The 18530-nt window shown below is 58.8% G+C and carries 18 protein-coding genes; 6 read left to right on the plus strand and 12 right to left on the minus strand.

What is annotated here, in order from left to right; translation table 11 throughout:
- Positions 1-6 precede the first annotated feature (6 nt).
- Positions 7-1425 carry a Fe-S cluster assembly protein SufB gene (gene sufB, locus Q0I19_RS00850; protein WP_294759451.1) on the minus strand — a complete coding sequence of 473 codons (1419 nt, stop codon included), beginning with the start codon at positions 1423-1425 and terminating at the stop codon, positions 7-9.
- A complete protein-coding gene (gene sufC, locus Q0I19_RS00855) occupies positions 1422-2180 on the minus strand; it encodes a Fe-S cluster assembly ATPase SufC (RefSeq protein WP_294759453.1) in 759 nt (252 codons plus the stop codon). Before sufC ends, sufB begins: the two co-directional genes overlap by 4 nt.
- A 237-nt stretch (positions 2181-2417) precedes the next feature.
- On the opposite strand from sufC, the gene asnB reads away from it, so the two are divergent.
- From asnB to Q0I19_RS00870, 3 genes are all read left to right on the plus strand, one after another.
- Positions 2418-4268 carry an asparagine synthase (glutamine-hydrolyzing) gene (asnB, locus tag Q0I19_RS00860; protein WP_294759454.1) on the plus strand — a complete coding sequence of 617 codons (1851 nt, stop codon included), beginning with the start codon at positions 2418-2420 and terminating at the stop codon, positions 4266-4268.
- Positions 4269-4329: 61 nt separating this feature from the next.
- Entirely contained in the window at positions 4330-5562 is a 1233-nt protein-coding gene (locus Q0I19_RS00865; RefSeq protein ID WP_294759455.1) for an ATP-grasp domain-containing protein, read from the plus strand.
- Positions 5563-5604: 42 nt separating this feature from the next.
- Positions 5605-7065 carry a UDP-N-acetylmuramoyl-L-alanyl-D-glutamate--2,6-diaminopimelate ligase gene (locus tag Q0I19_RS00870; protein ID WP_294759457.1) on the plus strand — a complete coding sequence of 487 codons (1461 nt, stop codon included), beginning with the start codon at positions 5605-5607 and terminating at the stop codon, positions 7063-7065.
- Between the two features lie 48 nt (positions 7066-7113).
- On the opposite strand, the gene Q0I19_RS00875 is transcribed toward Q0I19_RS00870, so the two are convergent.
- From Q0I19_RS00875 to Q0I19_RS00900, 6 genes are all read right to left on the minus strand, one after another.
- Positions 7114-7485: a metal-dependent transcriptional regulator gene (locus Q0I19_RS00875; protein WP_294759459.1), complete on the minus strand. Its 372-nt coding sequence runs from the start codon at positions 7483-7485 to the stop codon at positions 7114-7116.
- Between the two features lie 117 nt (positions 7486-7602).
- On the minus strand, positions 7603-7776 hold the full coding sequence (locus Q0I19_RS00880; protein ID WP_294759460.1) for a FeoB-associated Cys-rich membrane protein: 174 nt from the start codon (positions 7774-7776) through the stop codon (positions 7603-7605).
- A 6-nt stretch (positions 7777-7782) separates the two neighbouring features.
- Entirely contained in the window at positions 7783-9945 is a 2163-nt protein-coding gene (gene feoB, locus Q0I19_RS00885; RefSeq protein ID WP_294759461.1) for a ferrous iron transport protein B, read from the minus strand.
- A gap of 19 nt (positions 9946-9964) precedes the next feature.
- Positions 9965-10189: a FeoA family protein gene (locus Q0I19_RS00890; protein ID WP_294759462.1), complete on the minus strand. Its 225-nt coding sequence runs from the start codon at positions 10187-10189 to the stop codon at positions 9965-9967.
- A gap of 21 nt (positions 10190-10210) precedes the next feature.
- On the minus strand, positions 10211-10423 hold the full coding sequence (locus tag Q0I19_RS00895) for a FeoA family protein (RefSeq protein WP_294759465.1): 213 nt from the start codon (positions 10421-10423) through the stop codon (positions 10211-10213).
- Positions 10424-10775: 352 nt separating this feature from the next.
- Positions 10776-11351, minus strand: coding sequence for a DUF3793 family protein (locus Q0I19_RS00900; RefSeq protein WP_294759467.1), 576 nt, complete (start codon positions 11349-11351; stop codon positions 10776-10778).
- Between the two features lie 297 nt (positions 11352-11648).
- Between Q0I19_RS00900 and Q0I19_RS00905 the strand changes: the two genes are divergently transcribed.
- Entirely contained in the window at positions 11649-12023 is a 375-nt protein-coding gene (locus tag Q0I19_RS00905; protein ID WP_294759468.1) for a Fur family transcriptional regulator, read from the plus strand.
- A gap of 72 nt (positions 12024-12095) precedes the next feature.
- On the opposite strand, the gene typA is transcribed toward Q0I19_RS00905, so the two are convergent.
- On the minus strand, positions 12096-13928 hold the full coding sequence (gene typA, locus Q0I19_RS00910; RefSeq protein WP_294759470.1) for a translational GTPase TypA: 1833 nt from the start codon (positions 13926-13928) through the stop codon (positions 12096-12098).
- A 170-nt stretch (positions 13929-14098) separates the two neighbouring features.
- Here typA and Q0I19_RS00915 point away from each other — a divergent pair, with 170 nt between their 5' ends.
- Positions 14099-15760 carry a putative manganese-dependent inorganic diphosphatase gene (locus Q0I19_RS00915; RefSeq protein ID WP_294759472.1) on the plus strand — a complete coding sequence of 554 codons (1662 nt, stop codon included), beginning with the start codon at positions 14099-14101 and terminating at the stop codon, positions 15758-15760.
- 190 nt (positions 15761-15950) lie between these two features.
- Here the strand turns inward: Q0I19_RS00915 and Q0I19_RS00920 are convergent, their stop codons facing one another.
- Entirely contained in the window at positions 15951-16901 is a 951-nt protein-coding gene (locus tag Q0I19_RS00920) for a hypothetical protein (RefSeq protein WP_294759474.1), read from the minus strand.
- Here Q0I19_RS00920 and Q0I19_RS11440 point away from each other — a divergent pair.
- Positions 16837-17073, plus strand: a complete 237-nt coding sequence (locus Q0I19_RS11440; protein WP_366012149.1) for a twin-arginine translocation signal domain-containing protein — start codon at positions 16837-16839, stop codon at positions 17071-17073. The two genes, Q0I19_RS00920 and Q0I19_RS11440, sit on opposite strands and share 65 nt — an antisense overlap.
- 396 nt (positions 17074-17469) lie before the next feature.
- On the opposite strand, the gene Q0I19_RS00930 is transcribed toward Q0I19_RS11440, so the two are convergent.
- A complete protein-coding gene (locus tag Q0I19_RS00930; protein ID WP_294759477.1) occupies positions 17470-17994 on the minus strand; it encodes a hypothetical protein in 525 nt (174 codons plus the stop codon).
- Complete coding sequence (locus Q0I19_RS00935; protein WP_294759479.1) at positions 17991-18524, minus strand: sigma-70 family RNA polymerase sigma factor; 534 nt, start codon at positions 18522-18524, stop codon at positions 17991-17993. The genes Q0I19_RS00930 and Q0I19_RS00935 overlap by 4 nt, the downstream gene beginning before the upstream one ends.
- Positions 18525-18530 lie beyond the last annotated feature (6 nt).

Here is an 18530-nt window from a genome sequence, read left to right on the forward strand (position 1 = left end):
GCAGCCTTAGCCGATACTGCCCTTCATTTCCAGATGGATCAGGTTGTTCATCTCGACGGCGTATTCCAGAGGCAGTTCCTTGGCGATCGGCTCGGCAAAGCCGCCTACGATCAGCGCACGGGCGTCCTCCTCCGAGATGCCGCGGCTCATCAGGTAAAAGATGGCATCCTCGCTGATGCGCCCGATCTTTGCCTCGTGCCCGACATCGACCTTGTCGCAGCGGATGTCCATCTCGGGGATGGTGTCGGAGCGCGAGCGGTCATCCAGCATCAGCGATTCGCAGCTGACGCTCGATCTGCTGCCCTCGGCGTTCGGCAGCACGACAACGCTGGAACGGAAGTTCGAGATGCCGCCGTCACGCGCCAGACTCTTGGTGGAAATATGGCTGGTGGTGTGCGGCGCGGCGTGTACCACCTTGGCGCCGGTGTCCAGCTCCTGCCCGGCCCCGGCAAAGGTGATGCCGGTAAATTCCATCCGCGCGCCATCGCCCTGCAGGATGCTCATGGGGTACAGGCAGGAGGTGTGCGAGCCGAAGGAGCCGGACACCCACTCGATGGTGCCGCCCGCCGCGACCTTGGCGCGTTTGGTGTTGAGGTTGTACATATTTTTGGACCAGTTTTCAATGGTCGAATACCGCACACGGGCGTTTTCGCCGACGTAAATTTCCACGCAGCCGGCGTGCAGGTTGGCAACATTGTATTTGGGGGCGGAGCAGCCCTCGATAAAATGCAGGTAAGCGCCCTTTTCCACAATGATCAGCGTATGCTCAAACTGCCCGGCGCCGGGCGCGTTGAGCCGGAAATACGACTGCAGCGGGATTTCCACATGCACACCCGCAGGGACATACACAAAGCTGCCGCCGCTCCACACCGCGCCGTGCAGCGCCGCAAACTTGTGGTCTGTGGGCGGGACCAGCTTCATAAAATGGGTACGGACCAGCTCGGCATATTCGCCCTGCAGGGCGCTTTCCATATCGGTGTAGACAACGCCCTGCGCGGCGACCTCAGCACGGACGTTGTGGTAGACGACCTCGGAATCATACTGTGCGCCCACGCCCGCCAGCCCCGAGCGCTCTGCCTGCGGGATGCCCAGACGCTCAAAGGTGTTTTTGATGTCGGCGGGGACATCGCTCCATTTGCCCTGCATGGCCGTGTTGGGGCGCACATACGTCACGATGTTGCGCATATCCAGTCCGCTGATGTCCGGTCCCCAGTTTTGCACGGGGGTGCGGTCGTAGATTTGCAGGGATTGCAGGCGGAAGTCCCGCATCCAGGCGGGGTCGTGCTTTTCGGCAGAAATCTGCTCTACGATCTCCGGCGTCAGACCGGAGCCGACCTCAAACGCGGCGTTGGCGGCGTCCTTGATGTCGTAGATGCTGCGGTCCACGGCGGCAACGTTGGTTTTTTCGGTTTCGTAAGCCCTCATTTTGCGGCGTCCCCCTTTACCGAGGCAAAGCCCTCCTGCAAAATTTCGTTGACCAGTGCGCCGCTGCCGGTGCGCACAATGCGGGCATCGTCCAGAACGTGGACGAAATCCACGGTCAGTTCCTCCAGAATTTTGGCGTTGTGGGTGATGATGAGCAGCGCGTTATCGGCGTTGTGGTAGGCGCGCACCCCCGCGGCAACGGTCTTGACGGCGTCCACATCCAGGCCGGAGTCGGTCTCGTCCAGCAGGGCGAGCTTGGGCTTGAGCATCAGCAGCTGCAGCATCTCGGCCTTTTTCTTTTCGCCGCCGGAAAACCCGACGTTCAGGTAGCGGTCGGCGTAGGCGGGGTCGATCTGCAGCGCCTGCATCTGCCGCGCCAGCTCATGCCGGAACGCCATCACCTTGACGGGCTGCCCGGTCACGGCGCCTTGGGCGGTGCGCAGGAAATTTTCCAGCGTGATGCCGGGGATCTCCTCCGGCGTCTGGAAGGACAGGAACATTCCCAGCCGCGCGCGGACATCGGCAGGCTCGTGGGTGACATCCTGCCCGCGGAACACAATCTGCCCGCGGGTCACGGTGTAGCGCGGGTCGCCCATCAGGGCGCTCATCAGGGTGGATTTGCCCGCCCCGTTGTGGCCCATGAGAACATGGACCTCCCCTGCGTTTACCGTAAGGTCAACACCGTCCAGAAGGACCTTGTGCTCCTCCCCCACTGTGACCTGTAAATCCTTGACTTGCAGCAATGCGCTGTTCATAGAAAAGCCTCCTTATTGTGAACGGGGTTTTATAACCCAGTGAATTTCTATGAATTATACTATACCAATTCGATAGGAAATGCAACCCCCAAAATGAAATTTCGGCAAATCCATACCGTTTTATAGGGAATTTGCCCCCAAAACTGCCAAATTTGTGCATAAGGCTTTTATTTTGCGGGCAGTTGTGGTAATATAAAAATGTATAACTGTGTTACTTGCATAGAGAGGATAAAAACTATGTGTGGATTTGTAGGCTTTACCGGGCTGCGTGCCGAGCGCGAGGCCATCTTGCATAAAATGGCGGATCGCATCATTCACCGCGGTCCGGATATGGAGGGGTACCACCTCAGCGGCGACACCCCGCAGACGGCTGTGGCGCTGGGCTTTCGTCGGTTGAGCATCATCGACCTGGCCGCCGGTAAGCAGCCGATGTATAACGAGGACGGCACCGTGGTGGTGGTGTTCAACGGCGAAATTTACAACTTTATGCAGCTGCGCACCGAGCTGCAGGCCAAGGGGCATATCTTTACCACCCACTGCGATACCGAGGTCATCCTGCACGGGTATGAGGAATACGGCACCGCGCTGGCCGCCAAGCTGCGCGGGATGTTCGCCTTTGTTGTGTGGGACACCAAGACCAACAAAATGTACGGTGCACGGGATATTTTTGGCATTAAACCGTTCTATTATACCAAAACCGAGGCGGGCGAGCTTTTGTTTGGCAGCGAGATCAAGAGCCTGCTGGAGCATCCGGGTTTCCGCCGTGAGGTCAACCCCGAAGCCCTGCGCTCCTACCTGACCTTCCAGTACAGCGCCATGAACGAAACCTTCTTTAAGGGCACCTACAAGCTGCCCCCCGCGCACTGGTTCACCTTTGAAAACGGCACGATGCACATCGAGCGCTACTGGGACGCCGATTTCCGCCGCAAGACGTCGCTGACCTACGAGCAGGCTGCCGACGAGATCGACGCCCGCGTGCGCGAGAGCGTGGCTGCCCACCGCATCAGCGATGTCAAGGTGGGGTCGTTTTTGTCCGGCGGCGTGGATTCCAGCTATATCACCGCTTGCCTGATGCCCAACGAAACCTTCTCCGTCGGCTTTGAAAGCCCCGACGGCACCCACAAATTTGACGAAACCACCGAGGCTGCCGAGCTGAGCCAAAAGCTGGGCATCCGCAATTACCGCAATATGCTGACCAAGGAGCAGTGTCTGGAGGCATTTGCCGACATCCAGTACCATATGGATGAGCCGCAGTCCAACCCGTCCAGCGTGCCGCTGTATTTCCTGTGCCAGCTGGCCAAGCAGCATGTCACGGTGGTGCTTTCGGGCGAGGGCGCGGACGAAATTTACGCCGGGTACGAATGGTACGCCGACACCGACCTGATGAAAAAATACAAGCGTCTGCCCGCCGGGCTGCGCCATATTGCCAGCGATATCAGCCAGCAGCTGCCCTATTTTAAGGGACACGACTTTATCATCAAGGGCAGCGGCAGACCGGAGGATTGGTTTATCGGTCAGGCGCTGGTCTTTGACGAAAAAGAAGCGTATGACATCTTAAAGCCCAAATACCGCGTGGGTCCCACCGCGCGCGAGGTGGCAGCGCCCATCTATGACCGCGTCAAGGATCTGAGCGAGCTGGAGAAAAAGCAGTATCTGGATCTGAACCTGTGGCTGCCCGGCGATATCCTGCTGAAGGCGGATAAGATGAGTATGGCGCATTCTTTGGAGCTGCGCGTGCCGTATCTTGACCGCGAGGTGCTGCGCGAGGCAGAAACCTACCCCGTAAGCTACAAGCTGCGCGGCGACACCAAGGCCGTGCTGCGCACCGCCGCCAACAAGACCCTGCCCGATGCCTGGGCAAACCGCACCAAGAAGGGCTTCCCCGTGCCGATCGCCAAATGGCTGGAGGACCCGGAATTTTCCGCCAAGGTGCGTGCAAAATTTGAGAGCGACGTCGCCGCCGAGTACTTTGACCAGGATAAGCTGCTGGCGCTTTTGGCAGACCCCAAGCACAACCGCCGCAAGGTCTGGACGGCGCTGACCTTCCTGACATGGCACGAACAGTTCTTTGAAAAGTTCGATGCGTAAGTTTGCGACGTGGCAGGATAAAAGAAAAATTTGAATTTTTGATGGGGAGATGTTTCCGCAAATGTCCGATATCGTACCTGTATTTCTGGGCGCCGATTTAAACTGCTATAACTTTGCCCGCGCCTTTCACGAGGCTTACGGCGTAGAAAGCTACGCCTTTGGCCGCTACCCCATGGCACCGACCAAGTATTCCCGCATTGTCCACTTTACCACTGTGCCGGATATGGACAACGAAACCACGATGATGCGCATATTAAAGGACTTTGCCGCACAGCATACCGGTAAGCGGCTGTACCTGTTCGGCTGCACCGACGATTACGCCGCCATGATCATCCGCCGCAAGGCGGAGCTGCCGGAGTATATTGCCCCCGGCCCCGCCGCCGATCTGTACACCACCGTGCAGAAAAAGGCCGAGTTTTACGAGGTCTGCGACAAGTTCGGCATCCCCTACCCCGCCACCAAGGTGCTGACCGCGCCCGTGGACGCTGCCGAATTGAGCGAGGAAAAGCTGGGCTTTGGCTACCCCCTGATCGTCAAGCCCAGTTCCAGCGTGGATTACTGGAAATTCCCCTTTGACAGCATGAAAAAGGTCTACACTGCCCATTCCGCCGACGAAGCCGCCGAGATCGTGCGCACCGTCTACGCCAGCGGCTACCCCGACAAGATGCTGCTGCAAAAGATGGTGCCGGGCGGCGACGACCATATGCGCGTGCTGACCGCTTTCTCCGACAAAAGCGGCAAGGTTCGCGCCATGTGTTTGGGACACACGATGATCGAGGAACACACCCCCCACGGCTTGGGCAACCACGCCGCCATCGTGACCGAGGACACCGCCGCCCTGCCGCTGGTGGAAAACATCCGCCAAATGCTGGAGGCCTGCCACTACACGGGTTTTTCCAACTTTGACATCAAGTGCAGCGACGAGCCGGGCGATTTCCGCGTGTTTGAAATCAACCTGCGCCAAGGCCGCAGCAACTATTACGTCACCGCAGGCGGCATGAACCTTGCCCGTCTGGTCGTAGAAAAATGGGACGACAACGGCGACGACTGCGTTTTGAACCGCAACGAGGTGTTCTGGCACCATGTGCCCGCACAGGTGGCCTTTACCTACACCGAGGACCCCGCCCTTGTCCGCAAGGCGAAGGCGCTGAAGGCAGCCGGAAAAGAAAAATGCTCGCTGCTGTACGCCCCCGACCTGCGCTGGAACCCTGTGCGCTACGCCTGCGTGCTGGAGCAGCTGCGCCGCCAGTTCAAGAAGTTCAAGACCTATTACCCCAAGCCGGGTCAAAACTGATCGGGCGGCACGGGCTGTCTGTATCTGAAAAAGGGATGTTCTATGAAGCTAAATGACTTTATCACTCGGATCCCTCACACGGGGGAGTCCGATGCGGAAATCGCGGCTATCGTGTACGATTCCCGCAAGGCGAAGGCAGGCACGCTGTTTGTCTGCCTTGTCGGGGCTTGGGCGGACGGTCACACCTACGCCCAAAGCGCCTATGATAACGGCTGCCGCGCCTTTTTGTGCGAGCATACGGTAAATTTGCCCGCCGATGCCGTGCAGATTTTGACCCCCGACACCCGCGCCGCGCTGGCGGTGATCGGTGCCGATTTTTACAGCAACCCCGCCGAGCAGCTGCATCTGATCGGCATTACCGGCACCAAGGGCAAGACGACCACGGCGCTGCTGACGGCAGCGATTTTGTCGGAATCGGGGCTGCCCTGCGCCTACATCGGCTCCAACGGCGTGAACATTGCCGGTGAGCATGAGGCAACCGCCAACACCACGCCGGAAAGTCTGGAACTGCACCGCTTGTTCCGCAAAATGCTGGATGCCGGGGTACACCACTGTGTGCTGGAGGTCAGCAGCCAGGCGCTGCGCCACAACCGCGTGGACGGCGTACCCTTTGAGGTGGTGGCGTTCACCAATCTGTCTGAGGATCACATCGGCCCCGGCGAACACCCCGATTTTGCCGACTACAAGGCCGCCAAGCGCCGCCTGTTTGCCGAATACAACGCCCGCGTGATGGTCTATAACGCCGACGACGATACCTCCGATTATATGCGGCAGGGCTTTGCGGGGCAGCAGGTCAGCTTTGGCATTGACCGCGCTGCCGACTACCGCGCCGAAGGCTTGGGGCAGTACCGCAGCGAAACCGCCTTGGGCGTGACCTTCACCTGCCGCCACGGCGGCAAGACGACCCCCGTGCAGGTGATGAGCCCCGGCGCGTTCAGCGCGTCGGACGCGCTGTGCGCCATTGCCCTGTGCGGCGCCTTTGGCGTGGCGCCCGACCGCTGTGCCGCCGTGCTGGCGCACACAACGGTGCAGGGACGCTTTGAGGTGGTCGAGGGGCTGCCCGGCCGCACCTTTATTGTCGATTACTCCCACAACGGGCTGTCGCTGACCAGCGCCCTAAAGACGCTGCGGGCGTATGCGCCCCGTAAGCTGATCTGCGTGTTCGGCTCGGTGGGCGAGCGCACCCAGCTGCGCCGCCGCGAGCTGGCGGAGGCATCCTCTGCCTATGCAGATTTCAGCATCCTGACCAGCGACAACCCCGACCACGAGGACCCCGCCGCCATCACGGCGGAAATTGCGCAGCATATGGCACCGGGGGCACCCTACAAAATTGTGGTGGACCGCGCCGAGGCTATCCGCGAGGCGGTGACCATGACGCGGCCCGGCGACATTGTGCTGTTTGCCGGCAAGGGACACGAGGATTACCAGCTGATCAACGGCGTGAAAACGCCCTTTGCGGAACGGGATATCATTCGTTCCGTCTGCAAGGAAATGCAGCAATAAATAACGCGCCCCGCATCGTTTCGATGCGGGGCGCGTTTTGTCGCTGTGTCACTGCTTGTACTGCTCGGCAAAGGCAATCATCTTGCTGTAGGTTTCGTCACTTAAATCATGCTCGATCTTGCAGGCATCGTGGGCGGCAATGTCCGGGTCAACACCCAGCGCCACAAAAAAGGCAGTCAGCTTGCGGTGGCGGTCATAGATGCGGCGGGCAATCTCCAGACCCGGTTCCTCCAGCGTAATGAAGCCGTCGGCATCCACCGAAATATAGCCGTTCTCGCGCAGGTTTTTCATGGCAATGCTGACGCTCGGCTTGGAAAAGCCCATGGCCACGGCAATGTCGATGGAGCGCACGGAGCCTTTCTGCTCTTTGAGCATCAGGATCTGTTCCAGATAATCCTCGGCAGATTCGTGTATCTTCAAGGCGGCATCCCCCTTTACTTATAGTAGTTCTATCATACCACGGCGGGGCTTTTTTTGCAAGGCAAACCGGCACAAGAACACAAAAAGGCGCGGGGCAAATGCCCCGCGCCTATGCGTTTATTTGCCGCTGTGGCAGCAGTGTCCGTCACAGTCGTGGCATCCGCCGCTGCAGCCCCCGCAGGAGCCGCCGGACTTGCGCGTGCGGTACAACAGCCAGCCCACGCCGCCGAACACGATAGCGGCCACGATCACGGTGGGCAGGTTGAAATTGGCAGCCAGAAACGACATCATAAAAGCTCATCCCTTCACGTTTTCATACTTGTTGGGGCGGAACAAAAGGTACAGAACCAGCGCCACCAAAGCAGCCGCAACGACGGTAAAGACATTGAAGCCGATCTCGCCGGTGATAAGACCGCCGATCTGGTAGACGACCAGTGCTGCGCAGTACGCCAGCAGGCACATATAGCCGATGGCGACCGCCGTCCACTTGCCGTTGTTCATCTCGCGCTTGATGGCACCCATAGCGGCAAAGCAGGGCGCGCACAGCAGGTTGAAGATCATAAAGCTGTAAGCGGAGATGGCGGTAAAGTTGGCGGCAACCTCGGGCCAGATCTCGTCGCCGTTGTCGGACAGCTCGCCCGCGTAGTGGTACAGAACACCGAAGGTGCCGACCACGTTCTCCTTGGCGATCAGACCGGAGATGGACGCAACGGTAGCGCGCCAATCGCCGAAGCCCAAGGGGATAAAGATCCAGGAGATGCAGCCCGCAATGGCGGCCAGCACAGAGTTATCCTGATCCTCGACCATGCCGAAGGCGCCGTTCTCAAAGCCGAAGCCCTGCAGGAACCACAGAATGATGGTGGATGCCAGAATCACGGTACCGGCGCGCTTGATGAAGGACCAGCCGCGCTCCCAAGTGGCGCGCAGCACGTTGCCCCACGCGGGGATGTGGTAGGCAGGCAGCTCCATAACAAAGGGGGCGGGGTCACCGGCAAACAGCTTGGTCTTTTTCAGGATAATGCCGGAAATGACAATGGCGGCAAAGCCGATAAAGTAGGCCGAGGTGGCAACCCAAGTGCTGCCGCCGAACAGCGCACCGGCAAACAAGCCGATGATGGGCATCTTGGCGCCGCAGGGAATGAAGCAGGTGGTCATAATGGTCATACGGCGGTCACGCTCGTTCTCGATGGTACGGGACGCCATAACACCGGGAACGCCGCAGCCGGTACCGACCAGCATGGGGATAAAGCTCTTGCCGGACAGACCGAATTTGCGGAAGATGCGGTCCATAATAAAGGCGACACGCGCCATATAACCGATGTCCTCCAGAATGGACAGCAGGAAGAACAGAACCAGCATCTGCGGCACAAAGCCCAGAACCGCGCCGACACCGGCGACAATGCCGTCCATGATCAGCCCGTACAGCCAGTCGGCAATGCCGATGCTCTCCAAAAGACCGCCCAGCGCATTGGGAACGATCTCGCCAAACAGGATATCGTTGGTCCAGTCGGTGGCAAAGGTGCCGATCGACCAGCCGCCGTCGGCAATCGAGGTGCCCATCGACAGCGAGTACATCAGGAACATGACCACCGCAAAGATGGGCAGCGCAAAAATACGGTTGGTGACAACGCGGTCCACCTTGTCAGACACGGTCAGGTTTTCGGTGCGGGGCTTCTTTTTGACCGACTTGCTGACCACGGTGCTGATGTAGGCGTAGCGCTGGTTGGTGATGATGCTCTCGGCATCGTCGTCCATCTCGGCTTCGCAGTCGGCGATGTGCTGCTCAATGTGGGCGAGCAGCTCCTTGTCCAGTGCCAGCTCTTCCTGCACTTTTTCGTCGCGCTCAAACAGCTTTACGGCGTACCAGCGCAGAAAACGTGCATCGACCTTGCCTTGGATGGATTCCTCGATATGGGCGATGGCGTGTTCCACGCTGCCGGTGAAAACGTGGGGCAGTTCGCCGCTGCGGGCAGCCTTGGCAGCGGCAACCGTCTTCTCAGCGGCCTCGCGGCAGCCCTCACCCTTTAAGGCGCTGATCTCCACGGCGGCGCAGCCCAGTTCCTTGCTGAGTTTGTGCAGGTCAATCTTGTCGCCGTTTTTGCGCACCAGATCGATCATATTCACCGCCATGACCACAGGAATCCCCAGCTCGATCAGCTGGGTGGTCAGGTAGAGGTTGCGCTCGATGTTGGTGCCGTCGATGATGTTCAGGATGGCGTCGGGCTTTTCGCTGACGAGGTAGCCGCGGGCGACGACCTCCTCCAGCGTGTAGGGCGACAGCGAGTAGATGCCGGGCAGGTCCTGAATGATGACATCCTCGTGTCCCTTCAGCTTGCCTTCCTTCTTTTCTACGGTGACGCCGGGCCAGTTGCCGACGTACTGGTTTGAGCCGGTCAGGCTGTTGAACAGGGTGGTTTTACCGCAGTTCGGGTTGCCTGCCAGTGCAATTTTAATGGCCATACCTTCGTTCCCCTTTCGTTTACTCCTCTACTTCTACCATTTCGGCGTCCGCCTTGCGGATGCTGAGCTCATAGTTGCGCACGGTCAGCTCCATCGGGTCGCCCAAAGGGGCAACCTTGCGCAGATGCACGGCAACGCCCTTGGTCAGCCCCATATCCATAATGCGGCGCTTGACGGGACCTTCGCCGTGCAGGCGCTTGACAACGGCGGTTTCGCCGACCTTGAGATCCTTGAGTGTTTTCATACAAATTCCTCCTCGTTGCGTTCACTGTACGATGATGCGGGTCGCCATCGTGCGGTCCAGTGCGATGCGGGCTTCCTTGACCTGCAAAATAAGGCTGCCGCCGATCTCACTGACAACGGTGATGACCTCCCCCACCACAAAGCCCAGCTCTGCCAGATGCAGGCGAACCTCGTCCTTGCCGGTGATCCGGACGATGGTGACGGTTTCGCCGGATTTTGCCATTGTTAAAGGCATAGGCACACTCCCCTCTGCCGCGCGTTAGCACTGCCTAACATACGGCGCAAAGCATTGCGGTTAGAACGCTCTAACCGCTTAACGATGTCAGTTTAGCACGACTAACTTATAAAGTCAAGCGGTTAGCCTAAAATAACCAAAATTCAGAATTCTGCACAGTTATTTTTGACTAACCGCCTGCCAAATTGACGTACGCCCTGCCTAAAACACGCGGGAAGCCGCAAAGGCGGCAGCCAAAATCAGCAGCGCCGCCCAAAAGGCGGGCTTGGCAAACACCCGATGCCACGGGTTGGGATACGGTATGCGCATAAAGGCAGCGCCTCCTTTCTAAGGCAATGCGGTGTTGCTATAATCAGGCAGCCACGGTCAGCCGCCGAATGGGCGTGCCGCGCCTGTAACAGCGGGCGTAAATAGTTTCGCATTTTTTGTAGCGCGCGAACTGCTGCTGCGCGGCGGCAGGGTCGGTGTAAACCTTCCAGTGACCGCAGGCGGTGAAATTTTGCCCGCGGTTTTGGATGAAACCCACCACATCGGCCAGCGGATAGCCCAAGAAGATGCCGATCTCATGGGGGAAATCTTCCTCACAGCAAAGCCGCTGCGAAAGCTGTGCCAGCAGCTCGTCCGTCGTGCCGGGGCGGTAGCCCTCGCTTTGCAGAAATTGCAGAACATCGCGGTTTTTCAGCAGGGTATCGATCTGTGCGGGGCGGTAAACATACACCAGCACCGCACCCGTGCGCGGGCACGCCTTCAGCACCCGAACCGCGACACCGCGGTCACACAGGGCTGTATGCCATGCGGCGGCCATGGAGCCGCCGTCCTGCCCTGCCCCGGGCTGGTAGCGGAACAGGCTGGCGGGTTTTAGCCCCGCCAAGGTGGGGGCGCACAGGGTGGCAAGGTCAAAGGCAAAGCTGCGGCGGCTTGCGGACATAGGACATCTCCTTATTCTATGTATTAAAGTTAGGCATACCTAACTCAAATGGCGAGAAATCCGCACACCACAGGGAGCAAAACTATGGTGTGCGGCAGAGCAAATCAGCGGTTAGTAATAACTAACACCAAGAATATACCATACGCTGCGGGGCTTGTCAAGCGTTTTTTCAGTTTCTTTTTCTCCCCTGCCCCGCCGCGACATTATTTGTAATTTATACAGTACAGGACTTGACAAGACAATAAGATTCCTATACACTTAAATTTAGGAAAGATTCTTATTTACAAGGAGAACGCCATGACCCGTCAACGGACATTGATTTTGGATATTATGCGGCAGGAATGCCCCAACCACCTGACCGCCGATGAGATTTTTGCCCGCGCGCGGGAGCAGATGCCCCGCATTGCCCGCGGCACGGTGTATCGCAATCTCAAATTGATGGAGCTGGACAACCAGATCGGTCACTTGGAAATGCCCGACGGCCCCGATCGATACGACTTTAACCCCGTACCCCACGGGCATCTTTTGTGCGACGGCTGCGGCGACCTTGCCGATTTGCCGGTGGTGGGGCTTTTGCGCGAAATTGAGAACGCCATCGGCACCGAGGTGCGCAGCTACGCGCTGACCATCCACTACCTTTGCCCCAAATGCCGCCAAAAGGACGAGGGATAACCCCCCTTTTACGCCCCATACAACCAAAAACCCCTGCGCCGTTTATCGGCGCAGGGGTGTTTTTATGGCTTATCAGCCCTTATTCTTTTTGCTGGCGGCCTTCATACGCAGGTCGTGATCCAGAATGCGCTTGCGGATGCGCAGGTTTTCGGGGGTGACTTCCAGCAGCTCGTCGGGGGCCAGGAACTCCAGACAGCCCTCCAGGCTGAGCTTGCTGATGGGTACCAGACGCAGCGCGTCGTCGGAACCGGAAGCACGGGTATTGGTCAGGTGCTTGGTCTTGCAGACGTTGACGGTGATGTCCTCGCCCGTCGGGGTGCAGCCAACGACCTCGCCGGCATAGACCTTTTCGCCGGCGTTGACCAGCAGGGTGCCGCGCTGCTGCGCGTTGAACAGACCGTAGGTCACGGCGTCGCCGGTGTCAAAGCTGATCAGAGAGCCGGTGGAACGGGTCTGGATATCGCCGCACCATTCCTCGTAGCCGTCAAAGATGGTGTTCATAATGCCCTCACCGTGGGTGTCGGTCAGGAACTGGCTGCGATAGCCGAACAGGCCGCGGCTGGGCATACGGAACTCGATGCGGGAACGGCTGTTCATCATCTGCATGTTCATCAGGATGGCCTTGCGGGCGCCGAGGGCAGTCATGACATTGCCCTGGTAGACCTCGGGCACGTCGATGACAACGCGCTCCATAGGCTCCATGACCTTGCCGTCCTCCTCGTGGGTCAGAACGTGCGGGGGGCTGACCTGCAGCTCGTAGCCTTCGCGGCGCATGGTCTCGATCAGGATGGACAGGTGCATTTCGCCGCGGCCCATGACACGGAAAGAATCGTTGGTGGCAGAGTCCTCGACCTTCAGGGCGACGTCCTTCAGCAGCTCGCGCATCAGGCGGTCACGGATCTGGCGGGAGGTGACATACTTGCCCTCCTTGCCGGCGAACGGAGAATCGTTGACAGAGAAGGTCATTTCAACCGTAGGATCGTTGATCTTAACAAACGGCAGCGGCTGCACCTTGCTTGGATCGCAGATGGTGTTGCCGATGGAAATATCGGGCAGACCGGCAAAGGCGACGATATCGCCTGCCTGGGCGCTCTCGATGGGCTCACGGCCGTTGGCCTTGAAGTCAAACAGCTTGGTGATACGGCCGCTCATATGCACATCGGGGTTGTGCCAGTCGCACACCTGGATGGCGGAGCCGACCTTGATGACGCCGTTCTGCACACGGCCCACGCCCATACGGCCGACGAAGTCGTTGTAGTCCACGCTGGAGCAGAGCATCTGCAGCGGTTCGTCAGGCTCGCCCTCCGGCGGCTGAACGTACTTGAGGATGGTATCGAAAAGGGGCTTGAGGTCGGTGCCGGAGGAAGGATCAGTCCAGTCGTAGCTGGCGGTGCCGTTACGGCCGGAGCAGAAAACCATCGGGCTGTCGAGCTGTTCGTCGGTAGCGCCCAGATCCATCAGCAGTTCAAGGATCTCGTCGATGACCTCGGCAATGCGGGCGTCGGGGCGGTCGATCTTGTTGACGGCGATGACCAGAGACAGGTTCTGCTGCAGAGCCTTCTGCAAAACAAAACGGGTCTGGGGCATGCAGCCCTCGGCTGCGTCAACCAGCAGCAGAACGCCGTTGACCATCTTCAGCACGCGCTCGACCTCGCCGCCAAAGTCGGCGTGGCCCGGGGTGTCAACGATGTTGATCTTGACGCCCTCGTAGGTGCAAGAGCAGTTCTTGGCGAGAATGGTAATGCCGCGCTCGCGCTCGATATCGCCGGAGTCCATAACACGCTCGGCAACCTGCTGGTTGGCGCGGAAAGCGCCGGACTGCTTCAGCATCTGGTCAACCAGCGTGGTCTTGCCGTGGTCAACGTGCGCAATGATGGCGACGTTACGAAGATTTTCCTGAATCATATACGTTCCCTTCTTGTGAAAAAGCCATATCCAAAGGGGCATTGCCCCTGTATTCACATACCCTTTTATTTTACGATATAAAATGGTATTTGTCAAGAATCGCAAATTGAAAAAATGTGTGGTATAATAAAAAAGTTGAAAATTATTCTGATTTTAGGAGTTGGAAAGTTATGCCCAAGACCGCACCGCGCCATATTAACATCATCGGGCACCAGAATCCGGATACGGACTCCATCTGCTCGGCGCTGGCTTACGCTTGGCTGAAAAACGGCGGCAGCTTTACCGGGCTGTATGAGGCCCGCCGCGCCGGGCACGTCAACCGCGAAACCAAGTTTGCTTTGCAGCATTTCGGCGTGGACGCCCCGCGCCTTTGCACCGATATCAGCCCGCAGATCAAGGACATTGACATCCGCACGCAGCCCGGCATCCAAGGCGAGATGAGCGTGCGCGCGGCATGGAACCTGATGCGCGAGGTGGAGATCGACACCCTTTGCATCACCGACGAAAGCGACGAGCTGCAGGGGCTTATCACCATCAAGGATATTGCCGATGCCAACATGGAATTGCTGGACACGGGTGTTCTGGCTGCCGCCAACACCCCGCTGACCAATCTGCTGGAAACGCTGGACGCCGAGCTGCTGGTGGGCGATAAGGACGCCCGCATCACGAAAGGCAATATCTGCATCGGCACCAGCCCCGAAATTATGGAGGAGCTGGTCAAGCCCGGCGATCTGGTGCTGGTATCCAACCGGTACGAAACCCAGATGTGCGCCATTGACTGCGGCGCGGCGGCGCTGATCGTCTGCTGCGGCTCTGCCGTGCCCCGCACCATTGTGGCGCGCGCCAAGGAAAAGGGCTGCTACATTCTGACCACGCCTTACGACACCTACGCCGCCAGCCGTCTGGTGACGACTGCCGCGCCCGTGCGCCACTTTATGCGCACCAACCGCCTGCTGAAGTTCAGCGTAAACACGCCCGTGGAGGACGCGCAGAAGGTCATGGCCAGCGTGCGCCACCGCTACTTCCCCATTCTGGACGAAAACGGCAAGTACTGCGGTGTCATCAGCCGCCGTAACCTGCTGAACGTACACCGCAAGCAGGTCATTCTGGTGGATCACAACGAGCGCACCCAGGCCGTGGACGGGCTGGAGCAGGCGGAGATTCTGGAGATTATCGACCATCACCGCATCGGCAGCCTGGAAACCATCGGGCCTGTGTATTTCCGCAATGTGCCTGTGGGCTGCACTGCCACGATTTTGTACCAGATGTACAAGGAACAGGGCGTTACGCCCACCAAGCAGGTCGCCGGGCTTTTGCTGAGCGCGATTTTGAGCGATACGCTGATGTTCCGTTCCCCCACCTCGACCCTTTTGGACGAAGCGACCGCCAAGGCGTTGGCGGAGCTGGCGGGCGAGGATATCCCCGTTTATGCCGAGCAGATGTTTGAGGCAGGGGCTGACCTGACAGGCCGCGATGCCGAGGATGTTTTCCGCTCGGACTTTAAGGCGTTCAGCCGCGGCGATGTAAAATTCGGCGTAGGACAGTCGATTTACATGACCGACAATTCCCGCGCCGCCGCTGAAGCGCTGGTGCGTCCCTTCCTGCCGGAGGCAAGCCGCCGCGAGGGGCTGCCGCTGATTTTCTATATGTTCACCGATATGAAAACCCAAAGCACCGATTTGATGGTGTTTGGTTTTGACGCCGAGGAGATCGTTCGGGATGCCTTCCATGTGGAGGTCAAGGACGGTATGGCGGTGCTGCCGGGGGTCGTCAGCCGCAAGAAGCAGCTGATCCCGCCGCTGCTCGCCGCCCTGCAGGCGCATCAGGAATAACTACGCAGATACGAAAAAAGCCACCCGAAAGGGTGGCTTTTGTTTGTCAAAGCAGGTATTTATGGCTTCCCCCTTTGGGGGAAGCTGTCACCGCAGGTGACTGATGAGGGGGTGCCTGCTGGACAGTTGCCCCTCATCCGGCGCGTTCCGCGCCACCTTCCCCCTGCGGGGGAAGGCTTTCTCGGCGGGTTTAACCGTTATAGGTCTGCTCGCTGGCGGCGATGTCCTCGGTGGGTTCCTCGGTGGGTTCCTCGGCGGGGGCGGGCTCCTCGGCAGGAGCGGGTTCCTCGGCGGGGGCGGGTTCCAGCGGGGCGGTTTCCTCTGTTTCGGGGGCAAACGCATCGTTCGCGATTTCGTCGGTATCCGCGCGCTCGGCGTCAAGGCGTTCCTCCAGCGTACCGTAGATGACGCCGTTATAGTAGTAGGTTTCGTCGACTTGATTTGCCAACTCGGCGGCGGTCAGAGCCTCCGCCTGGCTGGCAAGGAAGTCCAACCTATAGCCGCGCGCTGTGTTGCTGCGGTCGGTATCGGTGTAAAAGGAGTAGTCGCGCACGGGTATATCCGCCTTTTTCGCAGCCTGATAGATGCGCAGGCAGTCGGCGGCAAAGTCCTCGGCGGTTGCGTAGTAGGTATTGCCGAGGCAGGCTTCGGCGTACACATTGTCACCCTCCTGCAGGGTGTTGTCGCCGTAGTGGTTCAGCGATACCGACACAAACAGGCTGCTGACGTGGCTTTTCAGGGCGGGGTCATCGTTCATGGCGTTGTACAGCCCATCGGTAAAGCGGTGCTCGTATGCATTCTCGGCAGCTGCGTTGGCAGGTCCCATATACTGCCAGACATACGGCGCCAGCGTGGCAGCGCCCACAATGCAAAGGGTTACGGCGCTGCCGACAATGGCAAGCCAGTCAAATTTCATCTGTACCTTGGTGTTGGTGCCGTAAATCAGCACCTCGATGCCCAGCAAAATCAGCAAAGCGGGCGCAAAGCGGAACACATACAGCAGGTCAAAGTTCGGCAGGAACTGCTGGGCAATCAGCAAAAAGCCGGACGCGATCAGCAGCAGGGCAAAGGCAACGGTGCCGACACGGCGCACTTTTTTAGGCGGTTCCTGTGCGGGAGCCGCAGTCTTGATTTCTTCCATTGTGCAAAGTCCTCCTTATTCGTGGTCGTCCTCGCCGGGGAACGGCGGCAGGTCGTTTTTGGCTGCAGGTGCTGCCGGGTGCAGCCCCAGCAGCTTGAAACCGGCGGCAATCAGAAGCACGGCGATAAACACATTGGGGATGCCGTGGATGATGCTGTACACTATACCGTAGTCGTCGAACAGGCGATTCAGGATGTTCGCCAGCCAGTTGGAAATGACCGTGTCATACATTGCCCAGCCGCCGATGATGATCAGCCCCCAGCCCAGCAGCTTGTTGTGTTGGGGAATCAGCTCCTTGCAGTCTTTCCAATTGCCGAGCAGCAGCAGGCTGTCCTCCTTCGGCTCCCCGGCGGCAAGGTGGCGGATCAGGTCGTAGGTGTCAAAAAAGCTGTACATCCAGAGGATCAGCAGCGTAATGATAAAGGGGTCAAAGATGGTACCTACCATAAAACAGACGCCAAACAACGAAACGATCGCCAGCCCGCGCTGCATATAGCCGTAGTACATCTGCCCCGCGCCGGGGATGCAGGCAAAAATAAAGGTCAGTAATGCGTTCTTTTTCATAGAATCAGTCCCCCTGGGCAGTCGTGCTGCCGTTCTGTGTTTTTAATTGGTCAATGCCGCTTTGTGCGACAAGGGTGAAATCCCGGCAAGCGTTGTCAAGGCTTTTGTAAAAGCCCCCCACCACAGTGCTGACGGTCTGCCCAAAGCTGGGGCGTGGCTCGGTTGCCTGGTTCAGCTGCGGCACGGTGATGTCCACCGCACCGATGGAAATGCAGCGCCACATCATAAAGGCCAGCGCCACGGCGGCGGCAGTGGAAACATAGCGGTTTGTCATAATGCGGAACCGGCGCAGGCGCATCAGATTTTGCACCTGCGGGATCAGGTCGCGCATGGGGGTTTTTAAGCACTCCGGCGCGGCGTCGATCAGCGCCGTGTAGCGCAGTAAGCAATAATCGCAGAAGGTCAGATGCTCGGCAGCTTCCAAAGCGCCAAGGTCATCCAGTGTGCCGTCCTTTAAGGCGTACAAGCCGTCATCGGTCAGATGCCCTTCGGCATCAAAGAGTTTATTGTTGTCAAAAAACAGGCTCATTCCCTCTGTCTCCTTTCCAAAATTTGCTGCCGCAAAAGATTCTTGGCGCGCCATAGCTGGCTGTTTACCGTGGCGGGCGGGCGTCCCACCAGCGCGGCAATCTCGGCGGTTTCTTTATGTTCCAAAAAATACAGCACGGCGATGCGCCCGTAAGGCTCGCGCAGGGCGCGTACCAGCTCTGCCAGTTCCTCGGCACCCGCGCGGTTGGCAAGCTGCTCGGCAGGGTCGCCGTTGTCGCTGCCGGGGGATGTGGACGGTTCCGGCATGGCGTCGTCACCCGGTGCCTCGACCCTGCGCACCCACGCGCTTTTTAGGTGATCCTTGCATTTGTTGGCCGCCACGCGCACCAGCCACTGCTTGTAATACTGCGGCTCGCATCGGTCAATGGCGGAAAACGCAGATAAGAAGGTGTCCTGCGTCAGATCCTCGGCGGTGTGGGGGTCATGTACAAATTGCAGGCAAACGGTGTAGACAAGCCGTTGATACTGCTGCATCAGCCCGGTAAATTCTTCGTTTGTCAGTCCCCACACCTCCTT

The organism is uncultured Gemmiger sp., from assembly GCF_934561205.1.
Taxonomy (GTDB): domain Bacteria; phylum Bacillota; class Clostridia; order Oscillospirales; family Ruminococcaceae; genus Gemmiger.